This window comes from Bacillus sp. FSL M7-1345 (assembly GCF_038006985.1).
Taxonomy (GTDB): Bacteria; Bacillota; Bacilli; order Bacillales; family Bacillaceae_G; genus Bacillus_A; species Bacillus_A cereus_U.
Genome location: NZ_JBBOWG010000001.1, coordinates 4520059 through 4539932, shown reverse-complemented (window position 1 = coordinate 4539932; position 19874 = coordinate 4520059). Strand labels below are relative to the sequence as shown.

The window sequence follows — 19874 nt, the reverse complement described above, 5'->3', positions numbered from 1 at the left end:
TATTATTTGGTGTAAAAGAAGACGAGAGATGATGAATAATAAAAATGGTGGAATTGCAAAGAATGAGAAGTATTTTAAAGGGATTTTCATGTTAATTATTTTATAGTATATGTCCATATTTTAATGTGAAAATAAAAGTTAAAAATATGTAATTTTGCATATTCGAACACGCGTGTAAAAAAATGAAAACTAGGCTTTGTATACTGCGACTTTTTTTATGCATACAATCCAAAAAACCCCAAATACTAATGACGAATGAAAAAAGAAAGGCGGGTATGTTCTATGCAAAATTTAACAGAGCTTGAAGTAGAAAATTTACGTCATTTAATTGGTGGTCATGCGACGATTATTAACAAATTGGACCAGTATGCACAGGCTTGTACAGATCCAGAGTTGAAACAAATGCTACAAAAGGATGCGCAAGATGCACGAAATACGAAACAGCAGTTAATGACTTTTTTAGGATAGGAGGAAGAGAGAAATGAATGAAAAAGATATGGTAAATGATTATTTAGCAGGGTTAAATTCAAGTTTAACAAGTTATGCAAATTATATTTCTCAATCTGATAATGAACAGTTACATCAAACGTTAATTCAAATTCGTAATCAAGATGAATCTCGTCAACGTAATATGTATGAATACGCAAAGCAAAAAAGTTATTATAAGCCGGCAGCGCCTGCTAATCCAATGATTGTACAGCAACTAAAAAGTCAATTAAGTGCGGAATAGCGCGATGAATGAAACGAGCGAATGGATTCGCTCGTTTTTTTGTTTGGTATATGTCAATAAATACATAATAAATATTTTTCCAGTTGTAACAAATATGACAAAAATTAAATATAACAATTCACAAAAAGGACAAAAACTTTGCTCAACATTTCACAAAGTATCCATGGTTTCTATCGTGAGAACCTCTATAATTAGGAGTGTAAAGAACCAAAGAAATAGACTACATAATCAATTGGGAGAGATTGCTATGAATAGAAACACAAGAAAAATTGCAATTATCGGTACTGGATTAGTTGGATCAAGCTGTGCGTATTCCATTGTAAACCAAGGGATTTGCGAAGAGCTATTGTTAATTGATATAAATCATGAACGTGCAGTTGGAGAAGCGATGGATTTATCGCACTGCATTAACTTTACAAATACAAGAACAAAAGTATATGCAGGAAGTTATGAAGACTGCAAAGATATGGACATTGTTATTATTACAGCAGGACCAGCGCCGAAGCCTGGACAAAGTCGTTTAGACACTTTAGGAGCAAGCGCTAAGATTATGGAAAGCATTGTTGGCGGCGTAATGGAAAGTGGATTTGATGGCATTTTCTTACTCGCATCGAACCCAGTTGACATTATTACATATCAAGTGTGGAAGCTATCTGGATTACCTAGAAATCGTGTGATTGGTACAGGTACATCACTAGATTCTTCTCGCTTAAGAACAATTTTATCTGAAATGTTACATGTAGACCCTCGTAGTATTCATGGGTATTCATTAGGAGAACATGGTGATTCTCAAATGGTTGCTTGGTCTCATGTAACTGTTGGTGGAAAATCAATTCTGCAAATTTTAGAGGAACAAAAAGAACGCTTAGGTGAAATAGATTTAGATGAAATTGTTGAGAAGACTGCAAAAGCTGGATGGGAAATTTATAAGCGCAAAGGAACTACTTATTACGGAATTGGAAATTCTTTAGCTTATATTGCGCGCTCAATTTTCAATGATGATCACCGTGTTATCGCTGTTTCAGCTATTTTAGATGGTGAATATGGCGAATACGATATTTGTACAGGAGTACCAGCAATTATTACTAGAGACGGTATAAGAGAAGTGGTAGAACTGAACTTATTAGAAGATGAAGAAAGCCGCTTTGCAAAATCAAACGATGTTTTACGCGATTATATGAAAACAATTGGTTACTAAATTATAGGAGAAGGTGAAACAAATGAAAGAATATATAATGTCTCGTGTGTTTAAAGCTTCTGCCGGAATCGCACAGGGTATTTTCGTATCCCTTGGAATTGGTTTACTGATCGAAAATATAGGAAGAATTGTTGATATCCCATTACTTATTACAATCGGAGTTGTTGCAAAATCACTTATGGCACCAGCAATTGGAGCCGGGATTGCTTTTATGCTCGGTGCAAACGGACTCGTAATTTTCTCAGCGATGGTAGCTGGAGCAATTGGAGCTGGTTCAATTTCAATTACTGAAGCTGGTCTCATCATTAAAACAGGTGAACCGATCGGTGCATTATTAACAGCGACTTTAGCAGTTTATATTGGTAAACGATTAAGTGGAAAAACTGCTTTAGATATGATGCTCGTTCCATTTGCAGCAATATTAGGTTCTGGTTTAGTCGGTATTTGGTTAGCTCAAAATATTAGCCCAGTTTTAAATACAGTTGGAGCATTCATTAAAGATAGTTCAGCTGGTAGCCCATTTATCGCTTCTATCGTGATTGCTGTAGTTTGGGGACTATTACTTATCTCTCCAGCTTCATCGGCTGCTTTAGCGATAGCACTTAGCTTAGATGGTGTTGCAGGCGGTGCAGCACTTGCAGGATGTGTTGCTCAGTTTATCGGATTCTCTGTTATTTCAGCGAAAGAGAATAATTTAGGTGGCATATTAGCTCAGGCACTTTGTACTCCAAAAGTACAGTTGCCGAACATTACTAAAAATCCAATGATTCTCGTCCCAACTGTCGTCGCCAGTGCTATAGTGGGCCCAGTATCAGCATTAATTTTCCAACTGGAAGCAGGAAAAGAAATTGCAGGTCTTGGATTAAGCTCTCTTATCGCACCAATTAATTTAATTTCCAGCCAAGGGTGGGAGGTTGTCCCAGCGATGATAATCACTTATATCATCATCCCAGTAGCGGTTTCTTATATACTTTACATTGCTCTTAAAAAAGCAGGTCGTATTCATTCTGGTGATATGACTGTACCGCAATCTTAATTTGAAAATCTCCTTAATATAGGGAAAAGCAGACTGAAGCCACAGTCTGCTTTTTTACATTTTATGATTTCGTTTTACTGGAACGCGTACTGTTTCTTTTGCTAATAATAGTTGAACACCGAAGTATAGTATGCTTGCGAGCGTCATTCCAGAAATGGCGTCTACAAAGGCATGCTGCTTCGTAAATAGCGTTGATAAAATAATAAGCGTACCGAAGAAAGTAAGGATGTAATATTCCAAAGCATGCTGTTCTCTACGCTTAAAGGCAGCTAACATAATTACAAATGTCGTAAGGACATGAATGCTTGGGAAACAGTTTACTGGTTGATCAATACTATAAATATAGCGGACTAGTTCGGAAAATACATCTGTTCCAACGACGGTTGGGCGTGGCACAGTTGTCTGCCAAAAAAAGTAAATCGAAAAACAAGCAAGTTTTCCAAGAATTACACTACTTAAAGTGACATAATATTGCTTTCGATTAGCAAAACAGTAATAAATAAGTGCACCGTATAAGTATGGAAACCAAAGTAAGTAAGGAATAATAAATGCTTTCACAAATGGAATCCAATCATCTACTACAGTTGTGACATCTACTGCGTGAACAGTAGATTTATTTAATACATCGTAAAGGGGACTTACGAGTACGAGTAGAAGTATATAACTTAACGGAAGAAGAGATGAAAGTTTAAATTTCTTCATGATAATCTCCTATGTTTTAGTAATGTAAATAAATTCAATTGATTATAATATAGAAAATCCAATTGGGCTATCGATTTCACTTACATTTTCTTGAATTCACCTTACATTTTTGTCACTTGACTTAAAAGAGGGGGAGGGTGCTATATGAAGCGTTCACTTTATTTCTTATTTTTTATATTGTTATGCCTAGTGGGTACTGGATGTGCCAAGGATAATGAAGGAGATACATTAGAATATAACGGGAGAGCGCTCGTCATTGGAGTTGTTGGTGAAAAGCCGAAAGATACATTTAGAAATATAAAGTTTGAAAACGTGAAGTTAGAAGAGATGCAGGAGAAATCCGAAAAAGTTGATGGTTTTCTCGTCATGAAAGAATATTTTCAAGAAGCATCAAAGGAACAGTATACGGACTTATTTTTATCGTTAAAGAAGCCGGTGTTTTTTATCGGTTTACAAGATAGACCGTATTTGATTTTTACTGAAAAAGATTTAGATTTTGACAATGCTCCAAGGGATAGGGCAATGATGTATACGCAAGGTTTTGTGAATATGGGAAGACCCGAAGGACAATATTGGGGTATAGGGTTATATAATGATACGGTTTCCAATCAAAATATTCATAATATGTATATAGTAGTATTTCAAACCATTTCGGACTATTTAAGTCGATGATGAAGGAGCCTGTAAAAGGGCTTCTTATTTTTTAAATAAACGTTTGTTTAAGATATATGTTCGGTATAGAAAATCATGTTTTCCAACGGTGATATAGAAAAACATGAGATTAATCAAACGTTTGTTTAAGAGGTATGTTCGGTATGGGAAAAGTCATATTTTTTAACGGTGGATGTAGAAAAATATGAAATTAATCAAACGTTTGTTTAAGGTATATGTTCGGTATGAAAGAATCTACGTATTCCAAAGGCTGAGGTAGAAAAATATGAAATTAATCAAACGTTTGTTTAAGATATATGTTCGGCATGGAATGAGAAAAAAGTTTTAAAAAAATTATATATTTATTTTTTCTTAATAAATGGCGGAAAAATAAGAAAAATTAGCAGGATTATTAAAAATTATCACGAAATAAGTAAAAGTTTAGCGAATAATCGTTTGAAATAATAAAATGTTTTCTATATGATAAAGGTAAAGGTTAGTAAAAAAGTAGGTGAATTTATGACAGTAACATTTTATTCATATCCAAAGTGTGGCACATGTCAAAAAGCAAAGAAATGGTTTGAGGCAAACGATGTAGCATATGAGATGATTCATATTGTTGAAAATCCACCGTCAAAAGAAGATTTACGTAATTTACATGAGAAAAGTGAATTACCATTAAAAAAATTCTTTAATACAAGTGGAATGCGTTACCGCGAACTTGGTTTAAAAGATAAGTTAAAGGATGCAAGCGAAGACGAAATGTACGAGCTTTTAGCATCTGATGGCATGTTAATTAAACGTCCAATTGTAACAGATGGAACGAGTGTAACACTTGGTTTTAACGAAGAGCAGTTTGAAAGTGCGTGGAAAAAATACCAATAAGGTATTTTTACATAATTAATACATTCACTGGAGGTACAGTCATGAGCATTCCAAATAATTTACGTTACTCTGAAGAACACGAATGGGTAAAAACAGAAGGTAATGCGGTTGTTATCGGTATTACTCATTTTGCACAAGGTGAGTTAGGCGATATCGTATTCGTTGAACTTCCTGAAGTAGGTGCAACAATCCAAGCTGACGAGCCATTCGGAAGCGTAGAATCTGTTAAAACAGTTTCTGAATTATACGCACCTGTAAGTGGTAAAGTTGTAGCAGTAAACGAAGAATTAAGTGACCAACCAGAACTAGTTAACGAATCTCCATACGAGGGTGCATGGATGGTTAAAGTTGAACTTTCTGATGCAAGCCAAGTTGAGAAGTTATTAACTGCAGAAAAATATGCAGAAATGACAAACCAAGACTAATTATAGTCGAAGAAAAAGGACAGCCTTTGTGCTGTCCTTTTTTATGTTGTGTACATAATGAATTTAAAAACATATATATTAATTATTATATAGGAGAACGTTTTTGAAAAAACTTTTTTCATTGTCTAGCTCCACCTCCTAGCCCTTCATGTCTAAGAACCTTCCGTACGAGAAGACAAAAAGCGTCTTCTGTACGAAAGAACCTTAGCCAACAGGGCTAAACAGTCGGTTCCGCTTTTCGTTATGATCCAGCTCCAGCGGCTAGAATGTTCGGTGGCTTCGCGTCTTCCTGCGAGGCAAAAAGCGCCTCTACGTCAGAAGCTCCATCCCCCTCACCATCTGAACGAGCCGCTTGCGCTTTTCGTTGTCTAGCTCCAGCGGCTAGAACAGTCGGTCATTTTACGCCTTCACTTGAGGCAAAAAGCGCCTCCAGTTCAGGAGTTCCAATGCCCTCCTGTTCTGAACGAGCCGCTTGCGCTTTTCTTTTGCAAAAATAAACAGGAAACAACATGAAAATAACGAATATACTATATACTAAGTTAAAGGTTGTATAGTATATGGTGATCGGGTGATGACATATGATTTATGTGGAAAAAGTCATTATTGTAGAAGGTAAATCGGATAGAAGAAAGATTGAATCTATTATTCGTGAACCAGTGGAAATTGTTTGTACAAATGGTACAATTGGTTTGTCGAAAATGGATGAGCTCATTGATCAACTTTTTGATAAGGACGTATATGTGCTAGTGGATGCTGATGATGCAGGAGAAAAGTTAAGGAAACAATTCCGAAAAGAATTTCCGCAAGCAGAGCATATTTATATTGATCGCTCGTATCGCGAGGTGGCGACTGCACCTTCTTCACATTTAGCAAATGTATTATGGGGAGCTGACATTGACGTTTATACAGAATATTTACGGTAAGGAATGATAGAAGTGATTGATTGGACAGGTGCCGAAGCTACAGACCTAATAGGAAATGAAGAAAAAACAGTGTTATATGTGTATACACCAATGTGTGGAACATGCCAGTTAGCAAAGAAGATGTTAACGGTCGTCGAGATGACGATTGAAGATTTGAAAATTGGGATGTTAGATTTAAATTATGCCCCGCATTTAGCGAAAGAGTATGGGATAGAAAGTGTACCGTGTTTACTTGTTTTTGAAAATGGGACACTGATGAAGAAAATATATGCATTTCATTCGGTTGAATATTTATATACGGAATTAAAGTAGGCGGCAAAGTTTTTGCCGCCTCGACATATTTCTTGGGAAATATGTCGACATGCGTGATAGATACAGTATTTGTCGAGCGAAAGTAACAGGATTGCTCTTTAATAAGAGGGAATGGTATGTAATAGAAAGTGATATGAGGGATGTGGTTTAGGATGAAATTATATTCTTTGCTTCAATCATTTGTAAATTACGCTAATGGTCAATATCATTTAGAACCGCTTTTAAGGCAAGGAGAAAGAACTGTTAATTTTCGTTTTGGAGATGAATGCTGTTCGTTACAAATTTCAAGAGATTATATAGAACTTTTGAAAGAGGCGAGAGGAACGGAACAAATCGTTTGTTTAGAGGAAGAGGATGTACAAAAATTAGTGACTGGAAATATGAGGTTGCAAACGTTAATGAGTGATGGACGGGTACAATATTCTGGAACATATCGAACGATGTTATTAGTTGAATCAATGTTTCATATATGTAAACCGATGTCAGTCGGGGCTTAAAATTCTGAAGTTTCTTTTTTTGCGAAAATTTCTGTTGACACGGCGTGTGGATATTGATACAATTCAATTCATAAAATATAGACAATTTCATAAATTTTAAATCAGACGAAAATTTAATCTGATTTCTCTTATTAAGAGAGGTGGAGGGACTGTGCCCTGTGAAGCCCGGCAACCGTCAACTTATGTTGAAATGGTGCCAATTCCTGCAAAGCAAATGCTTTGAGAGATGAGAGAGAGGGATAATGTTGTTATATACGCATATAAACCTTTCTGCTTCTCTAGAAGCGGAAAGGTTTTTTGTTGTTTGAATGCGGAGGATATTCAAATAATAAGAGGAGCTATAACGATGGACTACACGTATCAAAAATAAAAAAATGCGGAGTCTGTCCAAACAAAAGAGGGGTGAGCATCATGATCTTATTAGAAAATGTAAAGAAAATATATAAGGCAAAAAGCGGTGATGTCACTGCTGTAGATAACGCCAACTTACAAATAGAGAAAGGCGAAATATTTGGTGTTATTGGATATAGTGGCGCTGGGAAAAGTTCGTTAATCAGATTGTTTAATCAGTTAGAGAAACCAACTTCTGGCCAAATTACAATTGCGAATCGTGTGATTTCAGCGATTACTGGAAATGAACTTCGTAAGGCAAGACAAGAAATCGGAATGATTTTTCAGCATTTCAACTTACTTTGGTCACGAACTGTGCGTGAAAATATCGCATTCCCACTTGAAATTGCAGGTGTCGATAAGGCGGAGAGAAGAAAACGTGTCGATGAGTTAATTCATCTTGTTGGATTAGAGGGAAGAGGAGACGCGTACCCATCTCAGCTAAGTGGTGGACAAAAGCAGCGCGTCGGGATTGCAAGAGCGTTAGCTAACAATCCACAAGTACTTTTATGTGATGAAGCAACGTCAGCTCTTGATCCGGAAACGACAGATCAAATTTTAGATTTATTATTAGATATTAATAAGCGTCTCGGCTTAACAATTGTATTGATTACGCATGAGATGCACGTTATTCGCAAAATTTGTAATCGTGTTGCTGTAATGGAGAAAGGAAAGATCGTAGAAACGGGTCCAGTACTTGACGTATTCCGTAATCCACAGCAAGACATTACAAAACGATTTGTACAGCAGTTAACTGATTCTGAAGATACGAATGAAACGATTGAAAGTTTGATAGAAAAGTATCCAGATGGAAAAGTAATTCGTTTGCAGTTTGTCGGTGAAGCAGTAGAAAGACCGGTACTTCAAAGGTTAATGCAGCGCGGTGATATAGAAGTTAGCATTTTGCAAGGAAATATCGCACAAACGAATAACGGCTCTTACGGAAGTTTAGTCGTTCATTTAAATGGTGAAGAAACAGCGATCCAGCAAGCAATAGAAGGGATTCATCAAGATCAAGTAGAGCTGGAGGTGATTGCACATGGATAAGTTAATTGCAAATGTTGATTGGAATCAAATGTTAGAAGCAACTGGTGAAACGTTATATATGACGGCAATCGCAGCGCTTGCCACATTTGTTTTAGGACTTATTTTAGGACTATTACTCTTTATGACAGCGAAAGATAATTTATGGGAAAATAAAGCGATTAATACGGTGATTGGAGCGTTCGTAAACATTTTCCGTTCTATACCGTTCATCATTTTAATTATTTTATTAATCCCATTCACAAAGATTCTTCTTGGAACAATTCTCGGAGCGAGTGCAGCGCTGCCAGCTTTAATTATTGGAGCGGCACCATTTTACGCGAGAATGGTTGAAATCGCACTTCGTGAAATTGATAAAGGGGTAATTGAAGCTTCAAAAGCAATGGGAGCAAAAACAAGCACAATCATTTTGAAAGTATTAATTCCAGAAGCGTTACCAGCGTTAGTATCTGGTATTACGGTAACGACAATTGCTTTAGTAGGCTATACGGCAATGGCAGGTGTTGTTGGTGCGGGTGGCCTTGGAACACTTGCTTATTTAGAAGGATTCCAGCGAGGAAATAACGATGTAACAATCGTTGCGACAATTTGTGTATTACTAGTTGTATTTTTCATTCAGTGGATTGGGGATAGTTTAACGACTCGAATAGATAAAAGATAATGAAAAACGGGAGGATATTTCAAATGAAAAAATTATTACTTACAGCACTTATTACAACTTCAATTTTTGGGTTAGCTGCTTGTGGTGGGAAAGATAAAGATGAAAAGAAACTAGTTGTTGGTGCTTCTAACGTACCTCATGCGGTTATTTTAGAAAAGGCAAAGCCGTTACTTGAGAAAAAAGGAATTGAGTTAGAAATTAAAAAATTCCAAGATTACGTGTTGCCGAATAAATCATTGGCGGATAAGGATTTAGATGCAAACTACTTCCAGCACATTCCGTATTTAGAAAAAGAAATTAAAGATAAAAAATATGATTTTGAAATAGCGGGGAAAATTCATTTAGAACCAATTGGCGTGTACTCTCAAAAATATAAAAGCTTAAAAGAACTTCCAGACGGGGCGACAATTATTATGAGCAATTCTGTTGCTGATCATGGACGTGGCTTAGCGATTTTACAAAAAGAAGGAGTTTTAAAAATTAAAGATGGAGTAGATCCGGTTAAAGCGACTCCAAAAGATATTGCAGATAATCCGAAAAACTTAAAGTTCAAAACGGATATCGAGCCTGGTTTATTGCCGCAAGTGTATAACAATAAAGAAGGCGATGCAGTTCTAATTAATTCTAACTATGCAATTGATGCGAAGTTAAACCCAGAAAAAGACGCGATTGCAATTGAAGGAAATGATTCTCCATACGCAAACGTAGTAGCTGTTCGTAAAGGTGATAAAGATAAAAAAGAGATTAAAGCTCTTATAGAAGTGCTGCATTCTAAAGAAATTGAAGATTTTATTAATAAAGAATATAAAGGGGCAGTTGTTCCTGTAAAAGAATAATCGTTTGAAGAAGGGCTGGTGTATGCCGGCTCTTTTTCATAGCTACATAACTATAGGGGAGAAGGGGACATTATATGAAAAAGATTATACTATCAGTTGTTACAGCACTGTCTGTATTTACATTAGCTGCTTGCGGGGGGAAAGAGGAGAATAAGCTTGTTGTTGGAGCTTCTAACGTGCCGCACGCTGTTATTTTAGAGAAAGCACAACCGATATTAGAGAAAAAAGGTATTAAATTAGAGATTAAAAAATTCCAGGACTATGTGTTACCGAATAAAGCGTTAGCAGATAAAGAAATCGATGCAAATTATTTTCAACATATCCCTTATTTAGATAAAGAAATTCAAGAAAAAGGATATAAAATTGTAAACGCAGGGAAAATTCATTTAGAGCCAATGGGCATTTATTCTAAGAAATATAAAAGCTTGAAAGATCTTCCAGATGGAGGAACGGTTATTATGAGTAATAACGTAGCTGAGCGTGGCCGTATGTTAGCGTTGTTACAAAAAGGCGGCGTTATTAAATTAAAAGACGGTGTTGATATCGTTAAAGCAACAGTGAAAGATGTTGTAGAAAACCCGAAAAATTTAAAGTTTAAAACAGATGTAGAACCTGGGCTTTCACCGAAGCTGTACGAAAACAATGAAGGTGATGCTTTATTTATTAATTCAAACTACGCAATTGATGCGAAATTAAATCCAACAAAGGATGCAATCGCAATTGAAGGATCAGACTCTCCTTACGCAAATATTATCGCAGTTCGTAAAGGTGACGAGAAGAAAAAAGAAATTAAAGAGCTAGTAGAAGTGCTACATTCAAAAGAAATTCAAGATTTTATTAACAAAGAATATAAAGGTGCTGTACTTCCTGTGAACGAATAGGTGCTGGAAAGGGCTGGGAATAACCCAGTCCTTTTTTCTTTATATATATAAGAAGAAAGGTGTATCATAAGAGGATGTAAAGGAAATACTTATATACATTTGTGAAAAAATTGTTACATTTTCTTAGTGTTTGCGATATCATTTTATTTGCTATAAGATTAGAATGAGAATAAAATGAGAATATGAACGTTTTAGTAATTTTTAAAATGTATATAGAGGATTAATGGAGGTATTGAGATGGCTGGTTCTACATTAACGGTTAAAGACTTACACGTATCAATCGACGGCAAAGAAATTTTAAAAGGTGTAAACCTTGAAGTAAAAGGTGGAGAAATCCACGCAATTATGGGACCTAACGGAACAGGTAAATCAACTTTATCTTCTGCGATTATGGGTCACCCAAAGTATGAAGTAACAGAAGGTAGCATCATCATCGACGGTGAAGATGTATTAGAAATGGAAGTAGACGAGCGCGCACAAGCAGGTCTATTCTTAGCAATGCAATATCCAAGTGAAATTAGCGGAGTAACAAACGCTGACTTCTTACGTTCTGCAATTAATGCACGTCGTGAAGAAGGCGAAGAAATTTCTCTTATGAAATTTATCCGTACATTAGATAAAAACATGGAATTCCTAGAAATGGATCCAGAAATGGCACAACGTTACTTAAACGAAGGTTTCTCTGGCGGTGAGAAAAAACGTAATGAGATTCTTCAATTAATGATGATCGAGCCAAAAATTGCAATCTTAGATGAAATCGACTCAGGTCTTGATATCGATGCATTAAAAGTTGTATCTAAAGGTATTAACCAAATGCGTGGCGAAGATTTCGGTTGCCTAATGATTACGCATTACCAACGTTTATTAAACTACATCACTCCAGACTTCGTTCACGTTATGATGAACGGTCGTATCGTTAAATCTGGTGGCCCTGAGCTTGCACAACGTCTAGAAGCTGAAGGTTATGACTGGATTAAAAAAGAATTAGGTATTGAAGACGAAACAGCAGAGCAAGAAGCGTAAGAGAGGAGCATAAACATGACAATCGGTACATTACCTTTCGATCAAGAAACAATCCGTCAGCGCGCAAGCGAAGTAAACGAAGCTGCTTGGTTGACTGAGTTCCGCTTACAAGCTCTTGCACAAGCAATTGAACTTCCAATGCCAACGCCTGATAAAACGAAAATTGAAAAATGGGACTTTATCGGAAAAGGCGACGCTGCTAAGCAAGAGCCTGTAAGTTCTTTAACAGAGCTTCCAGAAGCAGTGAAAAACTTAATCGATGAAAATAACAGCGTATTAGTACAACGTGCTGGTACAACTGCGTTCGTTTCTTTAGCAGACGAAGCGAAAGAAAAAGGTGTTATTTTTACAGACATCGTAACAGCTGCAACAGAGCATGCTGAACTAGTACAAAAGTACTTAATGAAAGACGGCGTGAAAGTAGACGAGCATCGTCTAACTGCACTTCATGCTGCATTAATCAACGGCGGTGCATTCGTATATGTTCCGAAAAACGTTGTTCTTGAAACTCCACTTCAAGCTGTATTCTTAGTAGACGGCGAAGAAGCTAACGTATATAACCATGTATTATTCGTAGCTGATGCGAACAGTACTGCAACATATGTAGAAAACTACGTTGCCAATGAAAATGCTAAAGGTATTGCAAATATCGTAGCAGAAGTAATCGTGGAACAAGGCGCACAAGTGAAATTCGGTGCGGTTGATCTATTAGCAAAAGACGTAACAACGTACGTTAACCGCCGCGGCATTGTTGGACGCGACGGCCGTATTGATTGGGCTCTAGGCCTTATGAATGACGGAAATACAATCTCAGAGAACGTTACGAACTTAATGGGCGACGGATCATTTGCTGATACAAAAACAGTAACAATTGGCCGTGGTAACCAAACACAAAACTTTACAACTAAAGTTGTTCACTTCGGTAAACACTCTGAAGGTTGGATTTTAAAACACGGAGTACAAAAAGATAGTGCAACATCTATCTTTAATGGAATTGGTAAGATTGAACACGGTGCATCTAAATCAAATGCACAACAATCTTCTCGCGTTCTTATGTTAGATGAGAAAGCTCGCGGTGATGCAAACCCAATTCTTTTAATCGATGAAGATGATGTAATGGCAGGTCACGCAGCTTCAGTAGGCCGCGTAGATCCATACCAATTATACTACTTGATGAGCCGTGGGATTCCAAAACGCGAAGCAGAACGTTTAGTCATCCATGGATTCTTAGCACCTGTAGTAAATGAGCTTCCAATTGAAGGAGTAAAAGCACAGCTTGTTGAGGTAATTGAAAGGAAAGTTCGCTAATGAATATTCATGAAATACGCAAACAGTTTCCAATTCTTGATCAAAAAGTGAACGGCAAACAACTTGTTTATTTCGATAGTGCAGCAACTTCTCAAAAACCAATTCAAGTCATTGAAACGTTAGAACGTTATTATAAAGAATATAATTCTAACGTGCATCGCGGTGTTCATACGCTCGGTACGAAAGCTACCGACGCGTATGAAGGTGCACGTGAGAAAGTTCGCAAGTTTATTAATGCGAAATCAATGGAAGAGATTATTTTCACGCGCGGAACGACAACTGCATTAAATACAGTAGCAGCTAGCTATGGTCTTGATAATGTAAAAGAAGGCGATGAAATCGTCATCTCTTACATGGAGCACCATAGTAACATCATTCCGTGGCAACAAGTTGCGAAGAAAACTGGCGCAACTTTAAAATACCTTCCGCTTCAACCAGACGGTACAATTTCTTTAGAAGATGTTCGTCAAACAGTTACACCGAATACAAAAATTGTTTCTATTATGCACGTGTCAAACGTACTTGGAACGATTAACCCTGTAAAAGAAATCGGAGCAATCGCACATGAAAACGGTGCAATCATGATCGTTGATGGAGCACAAAGTGCACCTCATATGAAAGTGGATGTACAAGATTTAAACTGTGATTTCTACGCATTATCTGCTCATAAGATGTGCGGACCAACAGGTGTCGGCGTATTATATGGTAAGAAAGAATTGCTAAACAATATGGAACCAATTGAATTTGGTGGTGAAATGATTGATTTCGTAGACTTACAAGAGTCTACTTGGAAAGAGCTTCCGTGGAAGTTCGAAGCAGGTACACCGATTATCGGTAATGCAATCGGACTTGGTGCGGCAATTGATTTCCTAGAAGAAATCGGTCTTCATAATATTGAAAAGCATGAACATGAATTAGCGCAATATGCTTTAGAGAGACTATCAGAAGTAGATGGCGTTACAATTTATGGTCCAAAGCATCGCGCTGGTCTAGTTACATTTAATATTGATGAAGTACATCCTCACGATGTAGCAACTGTATTAGATGTAGAAGGCATTGCGGTTCGCGCAGGACATCACTGTGCACAACCACTTATGAAGTGGCTGAAAGCTTCTTCTACAGCACGTGCGAGCTTCTATTTATATAATACAAAAGAAGAAATTGATACATTTGTTGAATCGCTAATCAAGACAAAGGAGTATTTCACAAATGTCATTTAATAATTTAGATACGTTATATCGTCAAGTTATTATGGATCATTACAAAAATCCTCGTAACCATGGCGTGTTAGAAGATAGTGTTACCGTTAACTTGAACAATCCAACTTGCGGCGATCGTATTCAACTTACGATGAAAGTAGAAGAGGGTATTGTACAAGAAGCGAAGTTTGAAGGCGAAGGATGTTCAATTTCAATGTCTTCAGCTTCAATGATGACACAAGCAGTAAAAGGAAAGAAAATTGAAGAGGCTCTTCAGCTTTCTAAAATTTTCTCTGACATGATGCTAGGAAAAGAGTATGATGACAGCATTGATTTAGGAGATATTGAAGCATTACAAGGCGTATGCAAGTTCCCGGCACGTATTAAATGTGCAACATTAGCGTGGAAAGCGTTAGAAAAGGGCTTAAACGAAGATAAGTAATGTTAAAGGTTCCTAAAAACGAGGTTATATAAGGAGGGACACACCAACATGGCGAAGCAACTGCCAGATATCGGCGATTATAAATATGGTTTCAAGGATAAAGACGTTTCGATTTTCCGTGCTGGACGCGGTTTAACAAAAGAGATCGTTGAAGAGATTTCACGTATGAAAGAAGAACCACAGTGGATGTTAGACTTCCGTTTAAAATCACTGGATAAGTTCTATGAAATGCCAATGCCACAATGGGGCGGCGACTTAAACGACTTAGATTTCGATGAAATTACGTACTACGTAAAACCATCTGAGAAATCTGAGAAGTCTTGGGATGAAGTACCTGAGGAAATTAAAGCGACATTTGATAAATTAGGTATTCCTGAAGCTGAGCAAAAATATTTAGCTGGTGTATCTGCACAGTACGAATCTGAAGTTGTATACCACAACATGAAAGAAGACCTAGAAGATCTAGGAGTCGTCTTCAAAGATACAGATAGCGCATTAAAAGAGAACGAAGATATTTTCCGTGAGCATTTCGGAAAAGTAATCCCACCAACAGACAACAAATTCTCTGCATTAAACTCTGCAGTTTGGTCTGGTGGATCATTCATCTACGTTCCAAAAGGTATTAAAGTTGATACACCACTTCAAGCGTATTTCCGTATTAACTCTGAAAATATGGGACAATTCGAGCGTACGCTTATCATCGTAGACGAAGGCGCACACGTACACTACGTAGAAGGTTGTACAGCACCTGTTTACACGACTAACTCACTTCATAGTGCGGTAGTAGAAATCATCATTAAGAAAGATGCATATTGCCGTTATACAACAATCCAAAACTGGGCGAACAACGTATACAACCTAGTTACAAAACGTGCGGTTTGTGAAGAAAACGCAACGATGGAATGGATTGACGGTAACATCGGATCTAAATTAACGATGAAATACCCAGCAGTTATCTTAAAAGGCGAAGGCGCTCGTGGTTTAACATTATCTATCGCGATTGCTGGTAAAGGCCAACACCAAGATGCTGGTGCGAAAATGATTCACTTAGCACCAAACACATCTTCAACAATCGTTTCTAAATCGATTGCGAAGCATGGTGGTAAAGTAACTTACCGTGGTATCGTACAATTCGGACCAAAAGCGAAAAACTCTCGTTCTAACATCGAGTGTGACACGTTAATCATGGATAACCAATCTACATCTGATACAATTCCTTATAACGAAATCAAAAACGATTACGTTTCACTTGAGCACGAAGCGAAAGTATCTAAAGTATCAGAAGAACAATTATTCTACCTAATGAGCCGCGGTATTTCTGAGCAAGAAGCTACAGAAATGATCGTAATGGGCTTCATCGAGCCATTCACTCGCGAACTTCCAATGGAATACGCAGTTGAAATGAACCGCCTAATCAAGTTTGAGATGGAAGGTTCTATTGGTTAATATGTAGAATGAAGGAAGCGCCCTGCATGCAGGGCGCTTTTTTATGTTGTGTGCAATTGCCATTGGTGGGTACCCAGGTGGGTGTTTTTTAAAAAATATCGGCGATTATTCAAATATATCGACCATAACTCGGAATTTATCGGCGATTATTTCAATATATCGGCGTTTCGACAAGGAATATCGACTTATCGACAAAATGAGACAAAAGAAATCTCTCATATACCCCTCAACATTCAAATACGAGAGGAGCACCTATATGGAAGTAAGGCAAAGATACTGACAAATCCGCCGAAGACCCAGCCAACAAGCTCTCTGTTAAACTTTCTGACAAATCCCCGCTCCACCAGCTAGAATTATTTCACACACTAGAAAAAGTAATATAAAGTTTTCCATAATAAAAGGACAATCTTTTGCTTTTTCTCACAATGCGAGTACAATGTAGAATAGCAAGAAAAGACGAAAAGTATTTACAGGATTATTGCGTACGTGTAGCGTAAATGGCAGTAAGGAACTGAGAGGAGGTTTTTTCTCTGAATATAAATAAAGAAACGATCATCCACCTTTATCATACAAACGATATACATAGTCATTTTGAAAATTGGCCGCAAATTTCTCGGTTTGTACTAGGGGAGAAAAAGCGAAGACAGGAAGCGGGAGAGACTGTTTTAACTGTGGATATTGGCGATCATGTGGATCGTTTTCATAGTATTTCGGAAGCGACAAATGGACTTGGGAATACGAAGCTTTTAAATGAGGCGTTATATGATTATGTAACGATCGGAAATAATGAAGGAATTACATTGGCGAAAGAGCATTTGAATCGTCTATATGATGATGCTGGGTTTGAGGTGCTCGTAGCGAATTTATTTGAAAAAGAAGGTGTACGTCCGGCGTGGGCGCGGCCTTATAAATTACATACAACGACAGATGGGATTACGATTGCTTTTATTGGATTAACGGTAGCTTATCCAGAGTTTTATGAAATGCTCGATTGGCATATCGAAGATCCAATCATCCATTTAGAATCTATTTTAGAAGAAGTTAAGGATACAGCTCATATTACGGTTGTACTTTCTCATCTTGGAAAAAGTATGGACGAGTATATGGCTGAGCATTATGATATAGATGTTATTTTAGGGGCACATACGCATCATTTATTTGAGCGTGGCGTTCTTGTGGATAATACTTTGCTTTGCTGTTGTGAAAAGTGGGGACATTACGTTGGACATGTTCAGCTTACTGTGGATAAAGAGACGAAGAGACTGGTGAAAAAAGACGGTAGAGCGATTAAGACAGAACGGTTAGGTGCTTATAGCGAGCCGTTATCCACAATTGAAATGCTAAAGGAAGAAAGTAAACAGATAATGGCTGAGCCTGTCGTTCATTTAAAAGAGTCATTGCCGGTTGATTGGTTTAAGGAGACGACGTTTTCTCATATGTTGGCAAGTGCGCTTAAAGAGTGGTGTAATGCGGATGTTGGGATGGTGAACGCTGGTGTACTTCTTGAGGGATTAAATGAAGGTGTTGTGACGCGCGGAGATATTCATCGAATTTGTCCACATCCAATTAATCCATGTCTGTTAAAAGTACCAGGGAAAACGTTAAGAGAAGTTATTTTGAAAGCGCGCCGCCCGAATATGGAGAATCTTGAGGTGAAAGGATTCGGATTTCGCGGAAAAGTAATGGGGAAAATGATTTACGATGGGCTGGAAGTGATTCCAGATACGATTCCAGGGAATAAAATTTTACTAGAAGATGTATTGATTAACGGCGAATCGCTGGAATTAGACCGTATATATACGGTAGGAACGATTGATATGTTTACATTCGGATACTTATACCCAGAGCTATCCACACTTTCTGACAAACAATATTATATGCCGGAATTACTTAGAGATGTACTAACAGACATGTTGATAACTTATACATCTTCAGTCAAACTATAGGCTAGTTAACTTGTAACACTCATTTTTCTCTTGTCATAAAGATAAGAAAGAGAGGAGTGTGAACTATGGTTAATGTAGAGCCAATTATAATTGATAACTATACGTTCATTGCTGTTAGCGTAAAACTTCCGAAGACAAATTTGCTAGCTGTAATGAGCGATAAAGGATATATTATGTGCGGTGCTCTAGATGTAGGTCTTTTAAATGAGAAGTTAGGCGATCGAGGAATTATTGCTGGCCGTGCGGTTGGTGTAAGAACGATTGAACAACTTCTTGAAGCACCGCTGGAATCAGTAACGATTGAAGCCGAAGCTTTAGGCATTCCGGTAGGCACAATCGGAAAAGATGCACTATTAAAAATGAGATAAGCATATATCGTCCCTCCTTCTTGCATAGAAATAATATAAGAAGGAGGGTTTTCTTATGAGCATATTTCGTTCGAAAAATTCGCGGTTTCGAAGGGGACCGATTTCCTTTCGGTATATACTGCTTATTTCGTTTATTATTTTTATCGTAATGGTAGTTCAAGGTTTATGGATTGTAAATAAAAGTATTCAGCCAACGTTAATTAAGTATGGGGAAACAGAGACGCATAAAATGGCAACAGCAGTTATGACGAAAGCGGTAAAAGACCGAATTAATGAAGGGTTTGATGTAGATTCATTAATGAAAGTACAAACGGATAAGAACGGGAAAGTATCTACAATTGATTTAAATACAAAACAAGTAAATGAAATATTAACATCGACTACTGCATACATAGAGAAATATTTACAGCAAGTAGAAAAAGGGGATACGAAAGCACTTGGTATTTTTGAAGAGAACGGGGTATCTATGTCAGTTCCTTTTGGGCGCATAACTGATAATGCGCTTCTTGGTAATATAGGACCAGATATTCCGATTAATTTTACGCCAATTGGTCATGTGAATACAGATATTAAACAGCTAGTTGAGCCGCAAGGAATTAATAATACGGCGATCAAAATTATTATGGAAGTGGAAGTGACGTTACAAGTTATGATTCCGTTACGCACGAAAGAAATTAAAGTGAAGCAAAACATTCCGATTGCGACGCGCATCGTTCAAGGTGAAGTGCCTACTTATTACGGAAGTGGCGGGGTTGTTGTACCAGATAAAAAGAAAACGGATAGTTAGTGAATATAAAGTGAAACTTTAATCAGTGGGGGGCTTTGTCCCCCACTGATTATTAGCCTTCACCAATCGGGCTTTTACGGGCAGCCCGACCCCCACCGAACTTCTTTGCTTTCGCTGAATTTTGAGGTAGGGGTCTTACTGCCCACAAATAGCGGGATAAAAAATAACCGTAGCAATTCGCTAC

23 protein-coding genes and 1 riboswitch are annotated in these 19874 nt (G+C 37.4%); of the genes, 22 read left to right on the top strand and 1 reads right to left on the bottom strand.

All coding sequences use genetic code 11. The features are described from left to right. The first annotated feature begins 282 nt into the window (after positions 1-282). The 4 genes from MHB76_RS23860 (at position 283) to MHB76_RS23845 (ending at position 2964) form a co-directional block, all read left to right on the top strand. Positions 283-468 (top strand): hypothetical protein, encoded by a 186-nt coding sequence (locus MHB76_RS23860; RefSeq protein ID WP_002112687.1) that lies wholly within the window; start codon positions 283-285, stop codon positions 466-468. 13 nt (positions 469-481) lie between these two features. Then, positions 482-730, top strand: a complete 249-nt coding sequence (locus tag MHB76_RS23855) for a spore coat protein (protein WP_002034620.1) — start codon at positions 482-484, stop codon at positions 728-730. 247 nt (positions 731-977) lie between these two features. Further along, the gene (locus tag MHB76_RS23850) at positions 978-1928 is read left to right on the top strand and encodes an L-lactate dehydrogenase (RefSeq protein ID WP_414731884.1); all 951 of its coding nucleotides are present in this window, start codon (positions 978-980) and stop codon (positions 1926-1928) included. 22 nt (positions 1929-1950) lie between these two features. Next, a complete protein-coding gene (locus tag MHB76_RS23845) occupies positions 1951-2964 on the top strand; it encodes a PTS transporter subunit IIC (protein WP_002112681.1) in 1014 nt (337 codons plus the stop codon). Positions 2965-3018: 54 nt separating this feature from the next. Here MHB76_RS23845 and MHB76_RS23840 read toward each other — a convergent pair whose 3' ends face one another. Further along, a complete protein-coding gene (locus tag MHB76_RS23840; protein ID WP_340987852.1) occupies positions 3019-3666 on the bottom strand; it encodes a phosphatase PAP2 family protein in 648 nt (215 codons plus the stop codon). Positions 3667-3810: 144 nt separating this feature from the next. Between MHB76_RS23840 and MHB76_RS23835 the strand changes: the two genes are divergently transcribed. From MHB76_RS23835 to yunB, 18 genes are all read left to right on the top strand, one after another. Beyond that, positions 3811-4338 (top strand): hypothetical protein, encoded by a 528-nt coding sequence (locus tag MHB76_RS23835; protein ID WP_002159989.1) that lies wholly within the window; start codon positions 3811-3813, stop codon positions 4336-4338. A 498-nt stretch (positions 4339-4836) separates the two neighbouring features. After that, positions 4837-5202 carry an arsenate reductase family protein gene (locus MHB76_RS23830; protein WP_002159990.1) on the top strand — a complete coding sequence of 122 codons (366 nt, stop codon included), beginning with the start codon at positions 4837-4839 and terminating at the stop codon, positions 5200-5202. A 41-nt stretch (positions 5203-5243) separates the two neighbouring features. Next, positions 5244-5627 carry a glycine cleavage system protein GcvH gene (gene gcvH / locus MHB76_RS23825; RefSeq protein ID WP_000026895.1) on the top strand — a complete coding sequence of 128 codons (384 nt, stop codon included), beginning with the start codon at positions 5244-5246 and terminating at the stop codon, positions 5625-5627. Between the two features lie 578 nt (positions 5628-6205). After that, on the top strand, positions 6206-6550 hold the full coding sequence (locus MHB76_RS23820) for a toprim domain-containing protein (RefSeq protein ID WP_002159991.1): 345 nt from the start codon (positions 6206-6208) through the stop codon (positions 6548-6550). Positions 6551-6553: 3 nt separating this feature from the next. Next, positions 6554-6862 (top strand): thioredoxin family protein, encoded by a 309-nt coding sequence (locus MHB76_RS23815; RefSeq protein ID WP_087945836.1) that lies wholly within the window; start codon positions 6554-6556, stop codon positions 6860-6862. A gap of 152 nt (positions 6863-7014) precedes the next feature. Then, a complete protein-coding gene (locus MHB76_RS23810; RefSeq protein ID WP_002068015.1) occupies positions 7015-7359 on the top strand; it encodes a hypothetical protein in 345 nt (114 codons plus the stop codon). A gap of 125 nt (positions 7360-7484) precedes the next feature. Next, a riboswitch (SAM riboswitch) is annotated at positions 7485-7592 on the top strand. Positions 7593-7770: 178 nt separating this feature from the next. After that, complete coding sequence (locus tag MHB76_RS23805) at positions 7771-8796, top strand: methionine ABC transporter ATP-binding protein (RefSeq protein WP_061673671.1); 1026 nt, start codon at positions 7771-7773, stop codon at positions 8794-8796. Beyond that, positions 8789-9454, top strand: a complete 666-nt coding sequence (locus tag MHB76_RS23800; protein WP_002112667.1) for a methionine ABC transporter permease — start codon at positions 8789-8791, stop codon at positions 9452-9454. The genes MHB76_RS23805 and MHB76_RS23800 overlap by 8 nt, the downstream gene beginning before the upstream one ends. Positions 9455-9477: 23 nt before the next feature. Beyond that, positions 9478-10290, top strand: a complete 813-nt coding sequence (metQ, locus tag MHB76_RS23795; RefSeq protein ID WP_016106539.1) for a methionine ABC transporter substrate-binding lipoprotein MetQ — start codon at positions 9478-9480, stop codon at positions 10288-10290. A gap of 74 nt (positions 10291-10364) precedes the next feature. After that, positions 10365-11171: a methionine ABC transporter substrate-binding lipoprotein MetQ gene (metQ, locus tag MHB76_RS23790; RefSeq protein ID WP_078179387.1), complete on the top strand. Its 807-nt coding sequence runs from the start codon at positions 10365-10367 to the stop codon at positions 11169-11171. A gap of 237 nt (positions 11172-11408) precedes the next feature. After that, a complete protein-coding gene (sufC, locus tag MHB76_RS23785; protein ID WP_002112662.1) occupies positions 11409-12194 on the top strand; it encodes a Fe-S cluster assembly ATPase SufC in 786 nt (261 codons plus the stop codon). Positions 12195-12209: 15 nt separating this feature from the next. Further along, on the top strand, positions 12210-13502 hold the full coding sequence (gene sufD, locus MHB76_RS23780; RefSeq protein WP_002159996.1) for a Fe-S cluster assembly protein SufD: 1293 nt from the start codon (positions 12210-12212) through the stop codon (positions 13500-13502). Next, positions 13502-14722, top strand: coding sequence for a cysteine desulfurase SufS (gene sufS / locus MHB76_RS23775; protein WP_002145051.1), 1221 nt, complete (start codon positions 13502-13504; stop codon positions 14720-14722). The genes sufD and sufS overlap by 1 nt, the downstream gene beginning before the upstream one ends. Further along, the gene (gene sufU / locus MHB76_RS23770; protein ID WP_000009523.1) at positions 14712-15143 is read left to right on the top strand and encodes a Fe-S cluster assembly sulfur transfer protein SufU; all 432 of its coding nucleotides are present in this window, start codon (positions 14712-14714) and stop codon (positions 15141-15143) included. Before sufS ends, sufU begins: the two co-directional genes overlap by 11 nt. A gap of 48 nt (positions 15144-15191) precedes the next feature. Beyond that, a complete protein-coding gene (gene sufB / locus MHB76_RS23765; protein ID WP_002015928.1) occupies positions 15192-16589 on the top strand; it encodes a Fe-S cluster assembly protein SufB in 1398 nt (465 codons plus the stop codon). Between the two features lie 530 nt (positions 16590-17119). Next, the gene (locus tag MHB76_RS23760; protein WP_213020125.1) at positions 17120-18535 is read left to right on the top strand and encodes a bifunctional metallophosphatase/5'-nucleotidase; all 1416 of its coding nucleotides are present in this window, start codon (positions 17120-17122) and stop codon (positions 18533-18535) included. Positions 18536-18600: 65 nt separating this feature from the next. After that, positions 18601-18903 (top strand): YunC family protein, encoded by a 303-nt coding sequence (locus tag MHB76_RS23755; RefSeq protein WP_002112658.1) that lies wholly within the window; start codon positions 18601-18603, stop codon positions 18901-18903. 55 nt (positions 18904-18958) lie between these two features. After that, the gene (gene yunB, locus MHB76_RS23750; RefSeq protein ID WP_002112657.1) at positions 18959-19690 is read left to right on the top strand and encodes a sporulation protein YunB; all 732 of its coding nucleotides are present in this window, start codon (positions 18959-18961) and stop codon (positions 19688-19690) included. The last annotated feature ends 184 nt before the right edge of the window (positions 19691-19874 follow it).

Bases quoted from the DNA above. Each gene is read 5' to 3' on its own strand.
- gcvH (WP_000026895.1), top strand. From the start codon at position 5,244: ATGAGCATTCCAAATAATTTACGTTACTCTGAAGAACACGAATGGGTA.
- sufU (WP_000009523.1), top strand. From the start codon at position 14,712: ATGTCATTTAATAATTTAGATACGTTATATCGTCAAGTTATTATGGAT.
- MHB76_RS23835 (WP_002159989.1), top strand. From the start codon at position 3,811: ATGAAGCGTTCACTTTATTTCTTATTTTTTATATTGTTATGCCTAGTG.
- sufS (WP_002145051.1), top strand. From the start codon at position 13,502: ATGAATATTCATGAAATACGCAAACAGTTTCCAATTCTTGATCAAAAA.
- MHB76_RS23855 (WP_002034620.1), top strand. From the start codon at position 482: ATGAATGAAAAAGATATGGTAAATGATTATTTAGCAGGGTTAAATTCA.
- MHB76_RS23845 (WP_002112681.1), top strand. From the start codon at position 1,951: ATGAAAGAATATATAATGTCTCGTGTGTTTAAAGCTTCTGCCGGAATC.
- sufB (WP_002015928.1), top strand. From the start codon at position 15,192: ATGGCGAAGCAACTGCCAGATATCGGCGATTATAAATATGGTTTCAAG.
- MHB76_RS23850 (WP_414731884.1), top strand. From the start codon at position 978: ATGAATAGAAACACAAGAAAAATTGCAATTATCGGTACTGGATTAGTT.
- MHB76_RS23755 (WP_002112658.1), top strand. From the start codon at position 18,601: ATGGTTAATGTAGAGCCAATTATAATTGATAACTATACGTTCATTGCT.
- MHB76_RS23805 (WP_061673671.1), top strand. From the start codon at position 7,771: ATGATCTTATTAGAAAATGTAAAGAAAATATATAAGGCAAAAAGCGGT.
- MHB76_RS23810 (WP_002068015.1), top strand. From the start codon at position 7,015: ATGAAATTATATTCTTTGCTTCAATCATTTGTAAATTACGCTAATGGT.
- MHB76_RS23820 (WP_002159991.1), top strand. From the start codon at position 6,206: ATGATTTATGTGGAAAAAGTCATTATTGTAGAAGGTAAATCGGATAGA.
- sufD (WP_002159996.1), top strand. From the start codon at position 12,210: ATGACAATCGGTACATTACCTTTCGATCAAGAAACAATCCGTCAGCGC.
- MHB76_RS23815 (WP_087945836.1), top strand. From the start codon at position 6,554: ATGATAGAAGTGATTGATTGGACAGGTGCCGAAGCTACAGACCTAATA.
- metQ (WP_078179387.1), top strand. From the start codon at position 10,365: ATGAAAAAGATTATACTATCAGTTGTTACAGCACTGTCTGTATTTACA.
- yunB (WP_002112657.1), top strand. From the start codon at position 18,959: ATGAGCATATTTCGTTCGAAAAATTCGCGGTTTCGAAGGGGACCGATT.
- metQ (WP_016106539.1), top strand. From the start codon at position 9,478: ATGAAAAAATTATTACTTACAGCACTTATTACAACTTCAATTTTTGGG.
- MHB76_RS23830 (WP_002159990.1), top strand. From the start codon at position 4,837: ATGACAGTAACATTTTATTCATATCCAAAGTGTGGCACATGTCAAAAA.
- MHB76_RS23860 (WP_002112687.1), top strand. From the start codon at position 283: ATGCAAAATTTAACAGAGCTTGAAGTAGAAAATTTACGTCATTTAATT.
- sufC (WP_002112662.1), top strand. From the start codon at position 11,409: ATGGCTGGTTCTACATTAACGGTTAAAGACTTACACGTATCAATCGAC.
- MHB76_RS23840 (WP_340987852.1), bottom strand. From the start codon at position 3,666: ATGAAGAAATTTAAACTTTCATCTCTTCTTCCGTTAAGTTATATACTT.
- MHB76_RS23800 (WP_002112667.1), top strand. From the start codon at position 8,789: ATGGATAAGTTAATTGCAAATGTTGATTGGAATCAAATGTTAGAAGCA.